10 protein-coding genes and 1 tRNA gene are annotated in these 18068 nt (G+C 73.0%); 2 read left to right on the plus strand and 9 right to left on the minus strand.

Going from position 1 to position 18068, the window contains the following annotated elements; genetic code table 11:
* Nucleotides 1-32 precede the first annotated feature (32 nt).
* Together ACFYOJ_RS07970 and ACFYOJ_RS07975 are read left to right on the plus strand one after the other, a co-directional pair.
* Nucleotides 33-818, plus strand: a complete 786-nt coding sequence (locus tag ACFYOJ_RS07970; protein ID WP_356551326.1) for a Clp protease N-terminal domain-containing protein — start codon at nucleotides 33-35, stop codon at nucleotides 816-818.
* Between the two features lie 55 nt (nucleotides 819-873).
* Nucleotides 874-2565: a bifunctional 3'-5' exonuclease/DNA polymerase gene (locus ACFYOJ_RS07975; protein ID WP_356551328.1), complete on the plus strand. Its 1692-nt coding sequence runs from the start codon at nucleotides 874-876 to the stop codon at nucleotides 2563-2565.
* Between the two features lie 92 nt (nucleotides 2566-2657).
* On the opposite strand, the gene ACFYOJ_RS07980 is transcribed toward ACFYOJ_RS07975, so the two are convergent.
* The 9 genes from ACFYOJ_RS07980 to ACFYOJ_RS08020 all read right to left on the minus strand — a co-directional run bounded on the left by ACFYOJ_RS07980 (nucleotide 2658) and on the right by ACFYOJ_RS08020 (nucleotide 17816).
* Nucleotides 2658-2734 (minus strand) — tRNA-Thr (locus tag ACFYOJ_RS07980).
* Nucleotides 2735-2866: 132 nt separating this feature from the next.
* Entirely contained in the window at nucleotides 2867-4492 is a 1626-nt protein-coding gene (locus ACFYOJ_RS07985; protein WP_356551329.1) for an alpha/beta hydrolase, read from the minus strand.
* Between the two features lie 147 nt (nucleotides 4493-4639).
* Nucleotides 4640-5845: a DNA polymerase III subunit delta' gene (locus tag ACFYOJ_RS07990; RefSeq protein ID WP_356551331.1), complete on the minus strand. Its 1206-nt coding sequence runs from the start codon at nucleotides 5843-5845 to the stop codon at nucleotides 4640-4642.
* Nucleotides 5846-5993: 148 nt separating this feature from the next.
* Complete coding sequence (tmk, locus tag ACFYOJ_RS07995; protein WP_356551333.1) at nucleotides 5994-9320, minus strand: dTMP kinase; 3327 nt, start codon at nucleotides 9318-9320, stop codon at nucleotides 5994-5996.
* Nucleotides 9321-9452: 132 nt separating this feature from the next.
* Nucleotides 9453-12314 (minus strand): type I DNA topoisomerase, encoded by a 2862-nt coding sequence (gene topA / locus ACFYOJ_RS08000; RefSeq protein ID WP_356551335.1) that lies wholly within the window; start codon nucleotides 12312-12314, stop codon nucleotides 9453-9455.
* 271 nt (nucleotides 12315-12585) lie between these two features.
* The gene (locus tag ACFYOJ_RS08005) at nucleotides 12586-12783 is read right to left on the minus strand and encodes a hypothetical protein (RefSeq protein ID WP_356551337.1); all 198 of its coding nucleotides are present in this window, start codon (nucleotides 12781-12783) and stop codon (nucleotides 12586-12588) included.
* A 184-nt stretch (nucleotides 12784-12967) separates the two neighbouring features.
* On the minus strand, nucleotides 12968-14512 hold the full coding sequence (locus ACFYOJ_RS08010; protein ID WP_356551339.1) for a class I SAM-dependent methyltransferase: 1545 nt from the start codon (nucleotides 14510-14512) through the stop codon (nucleotides 12968-12970).
* An 88-nt stretch (nucleotides 14513-14600) separates the two neighbouring features.
* Complete coding sequence (locus tag ACFYOJ_RS08015) at nucleotides 14601-15194, minus strand: small secreted protein (protein ID WP_356551341.1); 594 nt, start codon at nucleotides 15192-15194, stop codon at nucleotides 14601-14603.
* Between the two features lie 216 nt (nucleotides 15195-15410).
* A complete protein-coding gene (locus ACFYOJ_RS08020; RefSeq protein ID WP_356551342.1) occupies nucleotides 15411-17816 on the minus strand; it encodes a sodium-translocating pyrophosphatase in 2406 nt (801 codons plus the stop codon).
* Nucleotides 17817-18068 lie beyond the last annotated feature (252 nt).

Raw genomic sequence — 18068 nt, forward strand, 5'->3', positions numbered from 1 at the left:
ACAGCCTCCTGGGTGCAACCTACGGTTGACACATGACGACGCATCCGAACCCGAGCATCACGTCATCCGTACGTCTCGACGAACTCATCACCGCGATCAAGAAGGTGCACGCGGAGCCGCTCGAGCAGCTCCAGGACGCCGTCATCGCCGGTGAGCACCTCGGTGAGGTGGCCGACCACCTCATCGGCCACTTCGTGGACCAGGCCCGGCGTTCGGGCGCGTCCTGGACGGACATCGGCAGGAGCATGGGCGTCACCCGGCAGGCGGCGCAGAAGCGCTTCGTGCCCAAGGAGTCCGCCGATCTGGACGCGAGCCAGGGCTTCAGCCGTTTCACGCCCCGCGCGCGCAACGTGGTGATGGCCGCCCACAACGCGGCCAAGACCGCCGGCAACGCCGAGGGCCTGCCCGAGCACCTCGTCCTCGGCCTGCTCACCGAGCACGAGAGCCTCTCCGCCAAGGCGATCGCCGCGCAGGGCGTGACCCTGGACGCGGTCCGCGAGGCGGCCCTCGCCGCGCTCCCGCCCGCCGCCGGGGAGGTCCCGGAGCTGGTGCCGTACGGCCCCGCGGCCAAGAAGGTCCTCGAGCTCACCTTCCGCGAGGCCCTGCGCCTGGGCCACAACTACATCGGCACCGAGCACATCCTGCTCGCCCTGCTGGAGCACGAGCACGGCGAGGGCGTGCTCAGCGGGCTCGGCCTCGGCAAGGAGGCCACCGAGCGGTACGTCACCGAGATGCTGGCGCAGTTCATCGAGGTGACCGGGGAGGCGGAGGAGACGAAGAAGCCGGAGGAGACGGAGGCCGGCGGGCAGGAGGGCTGAGCCGGGGCACCGGTCGCGGCGGGGCGTTGTCAGTCCCCCCTGCGACACTCGCCCCATGGCCGACCGGTGGGCGCTCGCCGTGGCCGAGGACGGTGGCGTGGACGTCGCCCCCCTCGGCCCCGACGGGCTGCCCGCCGGTCCGGTGCGGCGGGAGCCGGACCTCGCCGGAGCCGTACGCGCCCGGCCGGACGTCACCCGGTGGGTGTGGCGGTCCACCGCGGAGATCTACCCGCGCCTGCTCACCGCGGGGGTGCGAGTGGAGCGGTGCTACGACATCGAGGCCGCCGAGACCCTCCTGCTCGGCCACGAGGGCCGGTACGGGCAGCCCCGGTCGGCCGCCGCCGCCCTCGCCCGCCTGCGCGGCGGACCGGTGCCGCCCGACCCGCCCCAGCGGTCCGCCGCACCGGGCGCGCAGTCCCCGCTGTTCGAACCAGAGGGCACCCACCTGCCCCTGGAGGATCTGCTCTCCGTCTACGCCGAGCAGCAGCGCCGCCACGACCGGGCCGCGCACCCGGACCGGATGCGGCTGCTGACGGCGGCCGAGTCGGCCGGGTCGCTGGTGGCCGCCGAGATGAACCGCGCCGGGCTGCCCTGGCGGGCCGACGTGCACCGCGAGGTGCTGCACGACCTGCTCGGCGAGCGGTACGCGGGCGGCGGCGAGCCGCGCCGTCTGGCCGAGCTGGCGGAGGAGGTGTCCGCGGCGTTCGGACGCCGGGTGCGGCCGGACCTGCCCGCGGACGTGGTCAGGGCGTTCGCGCAGGCCGGCGTCAAGGTCTCCTCCACCCGCCGCTGGGAGCTGGAGTCGGTCGACCACCCTGCCGTGCGGCCGCTGCTCGCCTACAAGAAGCTGTACCGGATATGGGTCGCCCACGGCTGGTCCTGGCTGCAGGACTGGGTGCGCGACGGACGTTTCCGCCCCGAGTTCCTCGCCGGCGGCACGGTCACCGGCCGGTGGGTGACCAACGGCGGGGGCGCGCTGCAGATCCCCAAGGTGATCCGGCGGGCCGCCGTCGCCGACCCGGGCTGGGTCCTGGTCGTGGCCGACGCCGACCAGATGGAGCCGCGCGTCCTCGCCGCGATCTCCCGCGACCCCGGGCTGATGGAGGTGGCCGGCCGGGAGACCGACCTCTACCAGTCGGTGTCCGACCACGCCTTCTCCGGCGACCGCGCGCAGGCCAAGCTCGCCGTGCTCGGCGCGGTGTACGGCCAGACCTCCGGTGACGGCCTGAAGAACCTCGCCGCCCTCCGGCGCCGCTTCCCCCGGGCGGTGGCCTACGTCGACGACGCGGCCCGCGCGGGCGAGGAGGGCCGGCTCGTGCGGACCTGGCTGGGCCGCACCTGCCCGCCGGCGGCCGGCACGGGCGGCGACGTCGAGGAGCCGGGCCTGCCGCAGGACGACCCCTCCGACGCCGTGGGCCGCCCGCAGGAGTGGGTGCCGGGCTACGCCTCCACCGACGCCCGCGCCCGGGGCCGTTTCGCCCGCAACTTCGTCGTCCAGGGCAGCGCGGCCGACTGGGCCCTGCTGATGCTGGCCGCGCTGCGGCGGTCCTGCGCGGACATGGCGGCGGAGCTGGTCTTCTTCCAGCACGACGAGGTGATCGTCCACTGTCCGCGGGAGGAGGCCGACACCGTCGTCGCGGCGATCCGTGACGCGGCCGACCTCGCGGGCCGGCTCACCTTCGGCCGTACGCCGGTACGGTTCCCGTTCACGACGGCGGTGGTGGAGTGCTACGCGGACGCGAAGTGAGCCCTGTGAGCCCTGTGAGCACACGAGCCACTGCTCACGGCCCACCGAACGAGAGAACCCCAGGCCGGTATGTTCCGGTCCTGGGGTTCCAGTGGAGCCGCCTTCGGGATTCGAACCCGAGACCTACGCATTACGAGTGCGTTGCTCTGGCCATCTGAGCTAAGGCGGCACGCTGTGCGCACCCATGGTGCGATCAGCAACGTCGGTAAGTCTACACAGTTTCCGGGGGTGCTTCGCACCCGCCCCGGGGCCGGGGCTCCGGGGCGGGTGGAGCAGGTGGGTCGGGTGGGGCCGCCGGTGGTCAGGAGCAGCGTTTGCCGTCCGCGGGCGGGGTGCCGCGCAGGAGGTAGGTGTTGATCGCCGTGTCGACGCAGGTGCTGCCGCGGCCGTAGGCGGTGTGGCCGTCGCCCTCGTAGGTGAGGAGGCGGCCGGAGGAGAGCTGGTCGGCCAGGGCCTGGGCCCAGCGGTAGGGGGTGGCCGGGTCGCGGGTGGTGCCGACCACGACGATCGGCGACGCCCCGGCGGCCTCGATGCGGTGCGGCTCGCCCGTGGGGCGGACCGGCCAGTACGCGCAGTTCAGAGAGGACCAGGCGAGGCCCTCGCCGAAGACCGGGGACGCCTTCTCGAACTCGGGGAGCGCGGCGCGCACCTCGTCCGGGGAGGAGAAGGCCGCCGGGAGGTCCAGGCAGTTCACCGCCGCGTTGGCGAACATCAGGTTGCTGTAGCCGCCGTCGGCATCGCGCTCGTAGTAGCTGTCGGAGAGGGCCAGCAGGCCGGTGCCGTCCTTCTTCTTCATCGCCGAGGCCAGTGCCTCGCGCAGCTGCTGCCAGGCGCCCTCGTCGTACATCGCGGCGATCACGCCCGTGGTGGCGAGGGACTCGGTGAGCTTGCGGCCGTCGGCGTCGCCGGTGGGGACCGGCTCGGCGTCCAGGTCGCCGAAGAACGCCTTCAGGTTCCTGCCGACCTGGCCGGGGGTGGTGTTCCTGTCGCCGAGGGGGCAGTCGGGCTGCTTCACGCAGTCCTTCGCGAAGGACTGGAACGCCGTCTCGAAGCCCGCCGTCTGTTCGAGGTTCAGGCGGCGGGCGGGCAGGGACGGGTCCATCGCGCCGTCCAGGACCAGCCGGCCCGCCCGGTCCGGGAACAGCCCGGCGTACGTCGCCCCGAGGAAGGTGCCGTAGGACGCCCCGACGTAGTTCAGTTTCCCGTCGCCCAGGACCGCGCGCAGGATGTCCATGTCCCGGGCCGCCTCGACGGTCGAGACGTGGCGCAGCAGCTTCGGCGCGTCCGCTCCGCAGCCCTCGGCGAAGCCCTTGTAGGCGTCGACCAGGGCGTCGGTCTCCCGCGCGTCGTCCGGGGTGGTGTCCGTGCGCGTGTACGCGTCCATCTCCCGCCCGTCGAGGCACTCCACGGGCTCGCTGCGGGCCACGCCCCGCGGATCGACCGCCACCATGTCGTACCGGGCACGGACCTCGGCCGGGTAGCCGATGCCCGCGTACTGCTGGAGGTAGCCGATCGCGGAGCCGCCCGGCCCGCCCGGGTTCACCAGCAGCGAGCCCAGCCGCTTGCCGGGGCCGGTGGCCTTCTTGCGGGCCACGGCGAGCCTGACGTCCCCGTCGGCGGGCTTCGCGTAGTCGAGCGGCGCCTTCATCGTGGCGCACTGGAAACCGGGGACGCCGCACTCCCGCCAGCTCAGCTTCTGCCCGTAGTACGGGGCCAGGGCGGAGGGGGTGGCCCCGGGCAGCGCGGTCAGTGTCGCCTTCGCCAGTTCGGTCGCGCCGGCCGCGTCCTGCGCCGCCGTCGCACCGGCCGACGTCGACACGCCTCCGGCCGAACAGGCGGTGGCGAGCAGTGCGGCGGCGAACAGGGTGGCTCCGGTGCGGAGGCCGAGGGTCCTGCGGGTCCTGCGGTGAGTGCGCCTTGAGTACATCCGGCGAGCGTAACCGTCAGCGACGGTGTCGATGCGCTGCGTGCCCGACGCGCCTCGGACGAGTTATGCCGTCAACCGCCGTCCGTGTTCTTCCGCCGGGCGTGTTCTCCCGCCGGGCGCCGGGGCCCCTCGTGCGCGTCGCCCCGGTCAGCCCGCTCTGAGCGCCATCGTCATCGCCTCCACCGCGAGCAGCGGCGGCACATTGCGGTCGAGGGCCTCCCCGCAGGCGGCGATCGCCTCGATGCGGCGGAGGGTGGACTCCGGCGTGCCGGCGCGGGCGACGCGCTCCAGGGCGTCCATGGAGTCGGCGTTGGCGATCGCCACGCGGGAGCCGAGCTGGAGGGCCAGGACGTCGCGGTAGAAGGTGGTGAGATCGCTCAGGGCGACGTCGAGGGTGTTGCGCTGGGTGCGCGAGCTGCGGCGCTTCTGGTTCTTCTCCAGATCGCTCATCACGCCCGCCGTGCCGCGCGGCAGCCGGCCGCCCGGGGCCGCGCCCAGGGCGGCCTTCAGCTCGTCGGCCTCCTTGGTGTCCAGCTCCTCGGCGAGTTCCTTGGCGTCCGCCACCGCCGCGTCCACCAGCTCCTGCGCGGCCTTCAGGGCGCTGCCGACGTCGTCGACCCGCAGGGGCAGCTTCAGCACGGCGGCGCGGCGTTCCCTGGCCGCCGGGTCCGTCGCCAGGCGGCGGGCGCGGTCGATGTGGCCCTGGGTGGCACGGGCGGCCGCGGCGGCGACGTCCGGCTCGACGCCCTCGCGGCGTACGAGCATGTCGGCGACCGCCTCGACCGGGGGGGTGCGCAGATTCAGATGGCGGCAGCGGGAGCGGATCGTGGGCAGGACGTCCTCGACGGACGGGGCGCACAGCAGCCACACCGTGCGGGGGGCGGGCTCCTCGACGGCCTTGAGGACGGCGTTGGCCGACTTCTCGTTCAGCCGCTCGGCGTCCTCGACGAGGATGATCTGCCAGCGGCCGTTCGCCGGTGAGGTGAACGACTTGCGGACGGTGTCGCGCATGTCCTCCACGAGGATCTGCGCGCCGACCGCCGCGACCGTGCTGACGTCCGCATGGGTGCCGATGAGCGCCGTGTGGCAGCCGTCGCAGAAGCCGCAGCCCGGGACGCCGCCGAGGGCGCGGTCGGGGCTCACGCACTGGAGCGCGGCGGCGAAGGCCCGCGCCGTCTGTGTGACGCCGGCGCCGGGCGGGCCGGTGAAGAGCCACGCGTGCGTCATGCTCGACGCCTCGGGGGGCGGTCCGCCGGATGTCACGGCGGTGACGAAGGCGTCGGCGTCACGGGCGGCGGCGGCGAGCTGCTCGCTCACCCGCTCCTGCCCGACGAGGTCGTCCCACACGGTCATGGGTCACGCCGTCCTTCCATCACGCTCACGTCGTACTCCGCCGCGCACTCCGCGCCGCGTCCTCCATTGTGCGGGCCACCGCCGACAACGGACGCCGGAGGCGGGCGGCCCCTGGACGACGGGCCCTGACGGACGGCGGGGAGCCCGGTCAGCGCCGGCCCCGGCCCCTCCCCCGGCCGCCGCCCCTGCCGTCGCGGCCGTCACCGTGGTCGTCGTCCCGCGGGCCCAGCAGCTCGTCCGCCAGGGTCGGCAGGTCGTCCAGCGGCGTCTCCTCGGCCCAGTCGGACCGCCGCCTGCGGGGCGGCGCCTGGTCGGGGTCGATCCGGGGCAGCTCCCGGGTGCGGTCCTCGGGCTCGGCGGGCCGGTCGGCGGACCGCTCCTCACGGAAGTACCCGGGCGGGACCCGGTCGGCCGGGTCGTCCTCGCGGACCGGGGGCAGGACCGCCGTCTCGTCGGCGGCTCCCTGCGGCACGGACGGCAGGACGGCGGTCTCTTCCTCGGCGGGCGGCACGGGCGGCAGGACCGCCGTCTCGTCCGCCGTCTCGTCCGCCGTGCCCGGCGCCACCACCGGCCTGGGCAGCTCGGCCGTCACCTCGGACTCCGACTCGGGAGCCCCGGCGGCGGATCCTCCGTGCCGGGATCCGTGGCCGTCCGTCCCGTCCCGGTCGTCGCGCACGGGCCGCAGGACCGTGGTGTCCTCGGCCGTACCGCCGGAGGCGTCCGACGGCGTGACGACGGGCGTCGGCACGGTCGTCGCCGTGTCCGGGACCTCGGGCGCGCCCTCGGTGCCCGTGGCTGCCGCGGGCAGCCGGGGCGCGCGGGGCGCGTCCGCCGCGGGAGGCGCCGTCGGCTTCGGGCCGGCCGCCGCCGCTGCCGCCGCCTGCTCGGCCGCCCGGCGTGCCGCCTCGGCCCGCATCAGGGCCTCCTCGGCCTTGCGCTGCTTCTCCAGCCGCCGGGCCTCGGCCTCGGCGCGCAGCCGGGCCTCCTCCTCGGCCTGCTTGCGCAGCCGCTCCTGCTCGGCCCGCCGGCGTGCCTCCTCCTCGGCCCGCGCCTTCTCCTCCGCGAGGAGCCGCGCCCGCTCCTCCTCGGCCTTGCGGCGTGCTTCCTCGGCCCGCTGCCGGGCCTCCTCGGCCTGCCGCTCGGCCTCGCGCCGCTGCGCCTCCTCCAGCTCGCGCCGCTTGCGCTCCTCCTCCTCGGCGCGCAGCCGCTCCAGCTGTTCGAGGCGCTCGCGCTCCAGGCGCTCCTCCTCGGCCTTGCGGGCGGCCTCCTCCTCGGCCCTCCGGAGCGCTTCCTCCTCGGCCTTGCGGCGCGCCTCCTCCCGGGCCTTGATCTCGGCCTCGGACAGCGGCAGCATCCGGTCGAGCCGGTGGCGTACGACGGTGGTGACGGCCTCGGGCTCCTGGCCCGCGTCCACGACGAGGTAGCGGCCGGGATCGGCGGCGGCCAGCGTCAGGAAGCCGGCCCGCACCCGCGCGTGGAACTCGGCGGGCTCCGACTCCAGGCGGTCCGGTGCCTCGGTGAACCGCTCGCGGGCGGTCTCCGGCGGGACGTCCAGCAGGACCGTCAGGTGCGGGACGAGCCCGTTGGTCGCCCAGCGGCTGATGCGGGCGATCTCGGTCGGCGACAGGTCGCGGCCGGCGCCCTGGTAGGCCACCGAGGAGTCGATGTACCGGTCGGAGATGACCACGGCGCCGCGCTCCAGTGCGGGCCGGACCACCGTGTCGACGTGCTCCGCGCGGTCGGCGGCGTACAGCAGCGCCTCCGCGCGGTGCGACAGGCCGGCGCTCGACACGTCCAGCAGGATCGACCGCAGGCGCTTGCCCACCGGCGTCGCGCCCGGCTCGCGGGTCAGCACGACCTCGTGCCCCTTGCCGCGGATCCACTCGGCGAGAGCCTCCGCCTGGGTGGACTTCCCGGCGCCGTCGCCGCCCTCCAGAGCGATGAAGAAACCGTTCGCCGCGGGGCTCGGCACCGGGTCGTCGCCACCGAGCAGCGCATCCTTCAGGTCGTGCCGCAGCGGCACCCCGGAGCGGTCGTCGACCTTGGCCAGCACCAGCGCGGCCACCGGCAGCAGCAGCGCGCCGGCCAGCATCAGCACGAACGCGGCGCCGCCGTGGGCGAAGACGAACCTGCCGCTCTCCAGCCGGTGCGGCCCGATCGCCGCCGCCAACACGGGCGCGATCACCGCGCCGAGCGCCACATGGACCCGGACGACGGCGTGCAGATGATCGGTGATCCGCGCGCGGCGGTGCTCCTCGGTCTCCTGGTCGAGCAGCGCGTGCCCGGTGTTGGCGGTCACGCCGGCGCCGGCGCCGGCCAGCACGAGCAGCAGCAGCACGCTGGTGACGTCGGGCACCAGCCCGGCGGCCAGCAGGGTGACGCCGGCGAAGGCGATCGCCAGGGCGAGCAGGCGCCGCCGCGACAGGGAGGGCAGCAGGGCGGGGGCCGTGCGGATGCCGACGACCACGCCGCCGGTCAGTGCGCCGGCCATCAGCCCGTACAGCACCGGGCCGCCGCCCAGGTCCCCGGCGTGCAGCACCGCCACGGCGACCGCGGCGGACACGACCGCGGCGACGGCGGCGCAGGCGAACACCAGCAGCGGCAGGACACCGGTACGGCCCTTGTCGACACCGCCGGCGGTCCTGGGACGGCGCATGCCCTCCAGCGGCGACCGGGCGCGCGGGGTGCGGGTCGCGGGCAGCTCGAGGAAGGTCACCAGGGACAGGGACGCGGCGAACAGTCCGGCCGCGACGTACGAGGCGAGGGCCGCCTGGTGCTGGGCGAACCAGTCGACGCCGGCGCCCAGCAGGTTGTTCAGCAGCCCCGCGACGACGAGCACGATCGCGGCGAGCGGGATCGCCACGAAGCTTGTGCGCAGCGACAGACGGCGAAGCGCGTCCATGTGGTCCGGCAGCGGCCGCACCGTGGCGCCCTCGGGCGGCGGGGCGGGCAGCAGCGCGGGTGCCGCGCTCTCCCGGCACACCGTCCAGAAGCGCTCGGCGGCCCCGGTGACGAAGCCGGTCACCAGGAGGACGGTGAGGGCGTCGTCCGGCGTCCAGTCGATCCACAGCGGCGCCACGATCAGCAGCACCGCCCGCAGACCGTCCGCGCCGACCATGGTCCAGCGCCGGTCGAGCGGCCCCTCCGGCGAGGTGAGCGACGTGAGCGGGCCGAGGAGGACCGCGCCGAAGAGCAGCGTCGCCAGGATGCGCACACCGAAAACGGTCGCCACTGCGAACGCCACGCCCCGGTAGCCCCCGCCGAACGAGCCCGCGCCCGACGCGGCCTGCACGGCGAGAAGGACCAGCACCAGCAGGGCGAGGGTGTCGCCGACACCCCCCACGAGCTGCGCGCTCCACAACCGCCTCAACTGCGGTCGGCGCAGCAGGGCGCGGACGGCGCGCTCGCGGGAGTCCGCGACGAGGGCGTCGTCCGGGGCGGGGTGAGGGCCCGTTGGCTGCTCGGCTCGCGTCATGCGTTCAGCCTATCGGGCGTCGCCGACAGGCCGGGGCACCCGGCCGAACGCGCGAACGCCCGACACCGAATCGATGCCGGGGCGTTCGCTCAGCGAACGTGAGCGTGTGCTGTACGGGCTCCTGAGAGCGTCTCAGTCCTCCGTTGACGGGGAAGAGGACGACCCGGAGGCGGCCGGCTTCGTGGTCTTCTTCGCCGTCGTCTTCCTGGCGGCCGTGCTCTTGGCCGCCGCCCCGGTGGTGGTCTTCTTCGCCGCGGTCTTCTTGGCCGCCGTCTTCTTGGCCGGAGCCTTCTTGGCGGTGGTCTTCTTCGCCGCCGTCTTCTTCGCCGTCTTCTTGGCGGGTCCCTTGGCGCGCTTCTCGGCGAGCAGCTCGTAGCCGCGCTCCGGCGTGATGTCCTCGACACTGTCGCCGGAGCGCAGGGTCGCGTTGGTCTCGCCGTCGGTGACGTACGGGCCGAAACGGCCGTCCTTGACGACGACCGGCCTCTCGCTGACCGGGTCGGTGCCCAGCTCCTTCAGCGGCGGCTTGGCCGCGGCCCGGCCACGCTGCTTGGGCTGGGCGTAGATCGCCAGCGCCTCCTCCAGCGTGATCGTGAAGAGCTGCTCCTCGGAGGTGAGGGACCGCGAGTCCGTGCCCTTCTTGAGGTACGGGCCGTAGCGGCCGTTCTGCGCGGTGATCTCGACGCCCTCGGCGTCGGTGCCGACGACGCGCGGCAGCGACATGAGCTTGAGGGCGTCGTCCAGGGTCACCGTGTCCAGGGACATCGACTTGAACAGCGAGGCCGTCCGCGGCTTCACGGCGTTCTTGCCGGTCTTCGGGGTGCCCTCGGGGAGGATCTCGGTGACGTAGGGGCCGTAGCGGCCGTCCTTGGCGACGATGGTGTGGCCGGTGGCCGGGTCGGTGCCCAGCTCGAAGTCGCCGCTCGGCCTGGCGAGCAGCTCCTCGGCCAGCTCGACGGTCAGCTCGTCGGGTGCGAGGTCGTCGGGGACGTCGGCGCGCTGGTGGTTCTCGGCGTCCTTCTCGCCGCGCTCGACGTAGGGGCCGTAGCGGCCGACGCGGAGCACGATGCCGTTGCCGACGGGGAAGGACGACACCTCGCGGGCGTCGATCGCGCCGAGGTCGGTCACCAGCTCCTTGAGGCCGCCGAGGTGGTCCCCGTCACCGTTGCCGGCGTCGGCGGCGCCGCCCTCGCTCGCGCCCTCGCCGAAGTAGAACCGCTTCAGCCACGGCACGGCCTGCGCCTCGCCCCGCGCGATGCGGTCGAGGTCGTCCTCCATCCTGGCGGTGAAGTCGTAGTCGACGAGCCGCCCGAAGTGCTTCTCCAGGAGGTTGACCACGGCGAAGGAGAGGAAGGACGGGACGAGTGCCGTGCCCTTCTTGAAGACGTAGCCGCGGTCCAGGATCGTGCCGATGATCGACGCGTACGTCGAGGGACGGCCGATCTCGCGCTCCTCCAGCTCCTTGACCAGCGACGCCTCGGTGTAGCGGGCCGGGGGCTTGGTGGCGTGGCCGTCGACCGTGATCTCCTCGGCCGTCAGCGCGTCGCCCTCGGCGACCTGCGGCAGGCGGCGCTCGCGGTCGTCCAGCTCGGCGTTCGGGTCGTCGGCACCCTCGACGTAGGCCTTGAGGAAGCCGTGGAAGGTGATGGTCTTGCCGGAGGCGCTGAACTCGACGTCCCGGCCGTCGGAGGCCGCGCCGCCGATCTTCACGGTGACGCTGTTGCCGGTCGCGTCCTTCATCTGGGAGGCGACGGTCCGCTTCCAGATCAGCTCGTACAGCTTGAACTGGTCGCCGGTCAGTCCGGTCTCGGCGGGCGTGCGGAAGCGGTCGCCGGAGGGACGGATCGCCTCGTGCGCCTCCTGCGCGTTCTTGACCTTGCCGGCGTACGTCCGCGGCTTGTCCGGCAGGTAGTCGGCGCCGTACAGCTGCGTGACCTGGGCGCGGGCGGCGGCGACCGCCGTGTCGCTCAGCGTCGTCGAGTCCGTACGCATGTAGGTGATGTAGCCGTTCTCGTACAGCTTCTGGGCGACCTGCATGGTCGCCTTCGCGCCGAAGCCGAGCTTGCGGCTCGCCTCCTGCTGCAGCGTCGTCGTACGGAAGGGCGCGTACGGCGAGCGGCGGTACGGCTTGGACTCGACGGAGCGGACGGCGAAGCGCGTGTTCTCCAGGGCGGCGGCGAGCGCGCGGGCGTTCGCCTCGTCGAGGTGGAGGGTGTTCGCGCTCTTGAGCTGCCCCAGGGAGTCGAAGTCTCGGCCCTGGGCGACGCGCCGGCCGTCGACCGTCTGCAGGCGGGCGACCAGCGACGACGGGTCGGAGACGTCGCCCGCGCGGCCGGTCGCAAAAGTGCCGGTCAGATCCCAGTACTCGGCGGAGCGGAACGCCATGCGCTCGCGTTCCCGCTCGACGACGAGCCGGGTGGCGACGGACTGGACACGGCCGGCCGACAGGCGCGGCATGACCTTCTTCCACAGGACCGGCGAGACCTCGTAGCCGTAGAGGCGGTCGAGGATGCGGCGGGTCTCCTGGGCGTCGACGAGCTTCTGGTTGAGCTGGCGCGGATTGGCGACGGCGGCCCGGATCGCCTCCTTGGTGATCTCGTGGAACACCATGCGCTTGACCGGGATCTTCGGCTTGAGGACTTCCTGCAGGTGCCAGGCGATGGCCTCGCCCTCGCGGTCCTCATCGGTGGCGAGGAAGAGTTCGTCGGACTCCTTCAGCAAGTCCTTGAGCTTCTTGACCTGCGCCTTCTTGTCAGCGTTGACCACATAGACGGGCTGGAAGTCGTGTTCGACGTCCACACCGAGGCGGCGGACCTCACCGGTGTACTTCTCGGGCACCTCGGCGGCGCCGCTGGGAAGGTCGCGGATGTGCCCGACGCTCGCCTCGACGACGTAGCCAGGGCCGAGATAGCCCTTGATCGTCTTCGCCTTGGCAGGCGACTCGACGATGACGAGTCGGCGGCCGCCGTTCGCGGTCTCGCTGGTCGGGGACAACTTCGCTCTTCTCTCCGGTCGACACTGGGGCCTGACCCAGGCGGTGCTCCCGGGCTCGGGTCGTACTGCGTTTCGGTCGTGACGCTGCGGAGTGTGACGGTACCTCCCGCCCCCGTGTCAAACGGGAAAAGCCCGCAACGGCCACTCGAACGGTAACCCGACGAACCCCGTTCCTGCGTCCGGAGTGTCCACCGGCCCCGGGCCCCGTACGCGGAGCGCGCCCTTCCGGTCACCGGCGCGAAGAGCGCGGACACTGTCCGGATCCGGCCCCTCACACGCGGGTGAGGCACCATGCGCCGAGGGCCAGCGCGGTCACGGCGACGACGCTCGCGAGGGTCGCCGATGCGACGGGCCTCACACCCAGCGCGACGGGCCGGCCGTGCCGGACGCGGGTCACGGTCCACGTCAGCAGGCCGCCACCGAACAGGACGAACACCGTTCCCGCGAAGACCGCCGGCCCGCTCTCCATGGTTCCCGTGCCCCTTTTCACCACCCGTGACTGCCCAGCCCCGGGGAGGCTGACACGCGCGGGCGGCGCGCAGGCGAACCCCGGGTGAACGGGGAGCCGACGGCGCTGTGCCGTGGCTCGTTCCACCGGGTCCGCCACCGGCGCCGGGGCGGCCGTCCCAGGCGTCACGGGGCGCGGGAGATCCCTACGCCGGTTCCAGGAACCCCTGCTCCACCAGGAGCCGGATCTGCGCGGGCGTGCGGTCGCGCAGCGCCACCGGGTCCTCGCCGACCAGCTGGGCGATGGCGTCCAGGATGCGGCCGGCGCTCATGGTGCCGTCGCAGACGCCCGCGAAACCGGCGCCGACGGTGTCGACCCGGGTGGCCCGGCGCATGCCGCGGTTCTGCCGCAGCACGACGTGCTCCGGGTCCTCGGCACCGGGCAGGCCGACCTGCTCCTGGACGACCTCGGCGGCCAGCGTGAAACATGCCTCCAGCAGGGCAGCGTCGTCGTGTTCGCGCAGGTAGTCGAGGCGTTCGAAGTGCGCCCGCACCGTCTCGCCGAGCGGCTGCTCGACCGGGTGCGGCCACTCCTCCACCGTGACCGAGGGCTCGGCGGCGCCCGTCCTGCGCAGCGTGATCCAGCCGAAGCCGACGGCCCTGACCTTGCGCGCCTCGAACTCGTCCAGCCACGCGTCGTACCGCGCCTGGTACTCGGTCTCGTCACCGCGGTGGTCACCGGCGTCCCTGAGCCACAGCTCGGCGTACTGCGTGACGTCCTGCACCTCGCGCTGCACGACCCACGCGTCGCAGCCGCGCGGCACCCAGGAGCGCAGCCGGTCCGTCCAGTCCTCCCCCTCCACGTGCTGCCAGTTGGCCAGGAAGTGCGCGAACCCGCCCTCGTTCAGGCGCTCCCCCGTCTGCTGAACGAGCGTGCGGCACAGATCGTCCCCGCCCATCCCGCCGTCGCGGTAGGTGAGGCGGGCGCCCGGCGAGATGACGAAGGGCGGGTTCGACACGATGAGGTCGTACGTCTCCCCCTCGTCGACCGGCTCGTACAGCGAGCCCTCGCGCAGGTCGGCGGCCGGGACGCCGGACAGGGCGAGGGTCAGCGCGGTGATGTGCAGCGCGCGCGGGTTGACGTCGGTCGCCGTCACGCGGGTGGCGTGCCGGGCGGCGTGCAGCGCCTGGATGCCGGAGCCGGTGCCGAGGTCGAGGGCGGCGGAGACGGGCGTACGCACGGTGAGGCCGGCCAGCGTCGTGGAGGCGCCGCCGACGCCGAGGACGACGCCCTCCGCGCCGTTGCCGACGCCGCCCTCGGCGGGAGCGCTGACGCGCACTCCTCCTGCTCCGCCGACGGCACAGCCCAGGTCGGAGACGATGAACCAGTCCTCGCCGTCGGGTCCGCCGTACGGCCGTACGTCCACGGTGGCCGCCAGCTCGCCGTCGACGGACACGAGCCACCCGCTCTCCAGGCACGCGTCGACGGGCAGGACCTCGGCCACGCGCGCGCGGGGCGCGGGCTGCTGGAGGAGGAAGAGCCGCACGAGCAGCTCCAGCGGCGTGTCGCCACGGGTGGCGCGGAGCGCGGGCACGACCTCGCTGCGCGACAGGGCTGCGTAGGCGGGGGCGCCGAGCAGCTCCAGCAGTCCGTCGGCGGTGAAGGAGGCCCCGAGCAGGGCGTCCCGCAGCCGTGCGGTGACGTCGGGACGGTCGGTGCGGGGCAGGGGGGAGAGGCTGGCGTTACTCACCCCCCCATTGTGGCCCGCGTTCCGTCTCCCGCCCGTGGAGCGGGCACCGGGCCGCTCCCCGCGGGCGGCCCGCGGTCGTGTCCGGCCGTCAGCTCCCGGCCGGCGACGCCGCGGGGCTGGCCGACTTGCAGCTGGCCTGCTTGGCCATGGCCTGGCCGACGTCGCCCTCCTCCAGGGTCTTCAGCGCGTCGCTGCCGGTCCTGCCGAGCTTGGTCAGCTCGGCGGCGACGTCCTTGAGGCCGTCGGCGAACTTCGCCTGGTCCTTGGTGTCGAGGCCCTCGACCTGCTTCTTCAGAGAGGCGTAGGACGCGGAGAGGCTGTTGAGCTCCTTGACTGCGTCCTGCTGCTTCTTCTCGCCCTCTTCGACGTCCGGCGCCCCCGCCCGCTGGACCGCGCCGCCCATCGCCTTGTAGGCGTCGGACATGTCCTGGAAGGCCTTCGCGTCGGTCTTCTGGACCTGTTCCGGGCTGCTGTTGTCCGAGGTTTCCTTCTGGATCGCGGAGTTGGCGGCCTCGATCTTCCTGGCCTGCGGCTGGACCGCGTCGCAGACCTGCTTGGCCCAGGAGTCCAGCTTCTCGTTGCCGTCGTCGTCGCTGCTGCATCCCGCCAGCGCCAGTACCAGTACCGCACCGCCGGACAGTGCGGCCGCGAGCTTCTTGTTCACCGGATTGGTCCCTTCCATGGCTCTCGGCCCCGGAACATACACGCCGGACGGGGGACATCCGCAGGATGAACATCCATGAAGACCGTATTGCAGCCATTTGCACCACGCGAGAGAAGACTCACGGTGAAGGCGCGGACGGCGGAGCGGACGGACGGCGCGGACGGACGGCGCGTCAGTGCGTGCCGTCCGTCCGCGACTTGGGCCGGGCCCCGGACGACCGGGGCTCCCGTGCGGTTACGAGACCACTGCCGGGTCGGCCGGTTCGGGCTTTCCGCCGGTGCTGTCCTCGTCCCCCACGGCGATCCCGCGCCGCTTGGACACGTACACCGCCGCCGCGATGACGGCGAACGCCACGACGGCGATCAGCACCCGCACGCCGACGTTCTCGTCCGCTCCGTAGGAGAACTTGATGACCGCGGGCGCGATGAGCAGCGCCACCAGGTTCATCACCTTCAGCAGCGGGTTGATGGCGGGGCCCGCGGTGTCCTTGAAGGGGTCGCCGACCGTGTCGCCGATGACGGTGGCCGCGTGGGCGTCGCTGCCCTTGCCGCCGTGATGGCCGTCCTCGACGAGTTTCTTGGCGTTGTCCCAGGCGCCGCCGGAGTTGGCGAGGAACACCGCCATCAGCGTGCCCGCGCCGATCGCGCCGGCCAGGAACGCGCCGAGCGCGCCCACGCCGAGCGTGAACCCGATGAAGATGGGCGCCATCACGGCGAGCAGCCCGGGCGTGGCGAGTTCGCGCAGGGCGTCCCTGGTGCAGATGTCGACGACCTTGCCGTACTCCGGTGTCTCCGTGTGGTCCATGATCCCGGGCTTCTCCCGGAACTGACGCCGCACCTCGAAGACCACGGAACCCGCCGACCGGGACACCGCGTTGATCGCCAGTCCCGAGAAGAGGAAGACGACCGCCGCGCCCGCGATCAGCCCGACGAGGTTGTTGGGCTGCGAGATGTCCATCATCAGGGTCATCGGCGCGCCGTCGCCGCTGAGTTTCTCCCCCACGTCCCGCGCGCCGCTGGTGATGGCATCGCGGTACGACCCGAAGAGCGCCGCCGCGGCGAGGACGGCCGTGGCGATGGCGATGCCCTTGGTGATGGCCTTGGTGGTGTTGCCGACGGCGTCCAGGTCGGTGAGCACCTGGGCACCGGCGCCCTCGACGTCGCCGGACATCTCGGCGATGCCCTGGGCGTTGTCGGAGACCGGTCCGAAGGTGTCCATGGCGACGATCACGCCGACGGTGGTGAGCAGTCCGGTGCCGGCCAGCGCCACCGCGAACAGCGCCAGCATGATCGAGGCGCCGCCGAGCAGGAAGGCCCCGTAGACGCCGAGGCCGATCAGCAGGGCGGTGTAGACGGCGGATTCCAGGCCGATGGAGATGCCGGCGAGGACGACGGTGGCGGGGCCGGTGAGGGAGGTCTTGCCGATGTCCCTCACGGGTCGCCGGGTGGTCTCGGTGAAGTAGCCGGTGAGCTGCTGGATCAGGGCGGCGAGCACGATGCCGATCGCCACGGCGACGAGCGCGAGGATCCGCGGGTCGCCGTCCTTGCCGGCGATGGCGGCGTCGGTGACGCCGTCGAGGTCGGCGTACGTGCCGGGGAGGTAGACGAAGACGGCCACCGCCACCAGCACCAGCGAGATCACCGCGGAGATGAAGAAGCCCCGGTTGATCGCGCTCATGCCGCTGCGGTCGGCCCGGCGGGGCGCCACCGCGAAGATGCCGATCATGGCGGTGATCACACCGATCGCCGGCACCAGCAGCGGGAACGCCAGTCCCGCGTCGCCGAAGGCCACCTTGCCGAGGATCAGCGCGGCCACCAGCGTCACGGCGTACGACTCGAAGAGGTCGGCCGCCATGCCGGCGCAGTCGCCCACGTTGTCGCCCACGTTGTCGGCGATGGTCGCGGCGTTGCGCGGGTCGTCCTCCGGGATGCCCTGCTCGACCTTGCCGACCAGGTCGGCGCCGACGTCGGCGGCCTTGGTGAAGATGCCGCCGCCGACCCGCATGAACATAGCGATCAGCGCGGCACCGAGGCCGAAGCCCTCCAGCACCTTCGGCGCGTCGGCCGCGTACACCAGCACCACGCAGGAGGCGCCCAGAAGGCCGAGTCCCACCGTGAACATACCGACGACGCCGCCCGTGCGAAAAGCGATCTTCATCGCCTTGTGGGAGACGAGGGTGAGGTCCTTCTCCGGTTCGCCCGCGGCCGGTGTCGCTTCCCGTGCCGCCGCGGCGACGCGCACATTGCTGCGCACGGCGAGCCACATGCCGATATAGCCGGTCGCCGCCGAGAAGGCCGCGCCGATCAGAAAGAACACCGATCGTCCGGCACGCTGATTCCAGTCGTCCGCGGGCAGCAGCATGAGCAGGAAGAACACGACGACGGCGAATACGCCGAGCGTGCGCAGCTGCCGTGCCAGGTAGGCGTTCGCGCCTTCCTGGACGGCTGCCGCGATCTTCTTCATGCTGTCGGTTCCCTCGCCCTCCGCGAGCACCTGGCGCACCAGAACGCCCGCGAGCACCAGGGCGGCCAGCGCGACGAGCGCGATGACGGCGACCAGGGCGCGGTTTCCGTCGGTCAGCACGGCGGCTGCGAGAGCCGAGGCGTCACCCGGCTGATGAGGGATGGAAAGCTCCGCCATTCGTCCTCCTTGACGCTTGGGCTGAGCTCAAGATGTGGACGGGATCGCAGGTACCGGAACCCGATCAAAACAGTGCACGACAAAGGGAATTGACCTGTCAACCGGGAGGACTCCGGGCGTAGTAATGCCCTTCCGGCATTAATCCCGTGATCCTTTGTCCGGCCATTTTCCCGGATCTTTGTCCAGTCCTCCGCCCGAGCTTTTGAACAGTCCTCCGCCCGGGCCTTTGTCCAGATCTCCGCCCGGGCGATC

This window comes from Streptomyces sp. NPDC006384 (assembly GCF_042870695.1).
Classification (GTDB): domain Bacteria; phylum Actinomycetota; class Actinomycetes; order Streptomycetales; family Streptomycetaceae; genus Streptomyces.

Coding starts and splice junctions, on each gene's coding strand:
- ACFYOJ_RS08015 (WP_356551341.1), bottom strand. CDS start 15,194: ATGGAAGGGACCAATCCGGTGAACAAGAAGCTCGCGGCCGCACTGTCC.
- ACFYOJ_RS08005 (WP_356551337.1), bottom strand. CDS start 12,783: ATGGAGAGCGGGCCGGCGGTCTTCGCGGGAACGGTGTTCGTCCTGTTC.
- ACFYOJ_RS07975 (WP_356551328.1), top strand. CDS start 874: ATGGCCGACCGGTGGGCGCTCGCCGTGGCCGAGGACGGTGGCGTGGAC.
- ACFYOJ_RS07990 (WP_356551331.1), bottom strand. CDS start 5,845: ATGACCGTGTGGGACGACCTCGTCGGGCAGGAGCGGGTGAGCGAGCAG.
- ACFYOJ_RS07985 (WP_356551329.1), bottom strand. CDS start 4,492: ATGTACTCAAGGCGCACTCACCGCAGGACCCGCAGGACCCTCGGCCTC.
- ACFYOJ_RS08020 (WP_356551342.1), bottom strand. CDS start 17,816: ATGGCGGAGCTTTCCATCCCTCATCAGCCGGGTGACGCCTCGGCTCTC.
- tmk (WP_356551333.1), bottom strand. CDS start 9,320: ATGACGCGAGCCGAGCAGCCAACGGGCCCTCACCCCGCCCCGGACGAC.
- ACFYOJ_RS07970 (WP_356551326.1), top strand. CDS start 33: ATGACGACGCATCCGAACCCGAGCATCACGTCATCCGTACGTCTCGAC.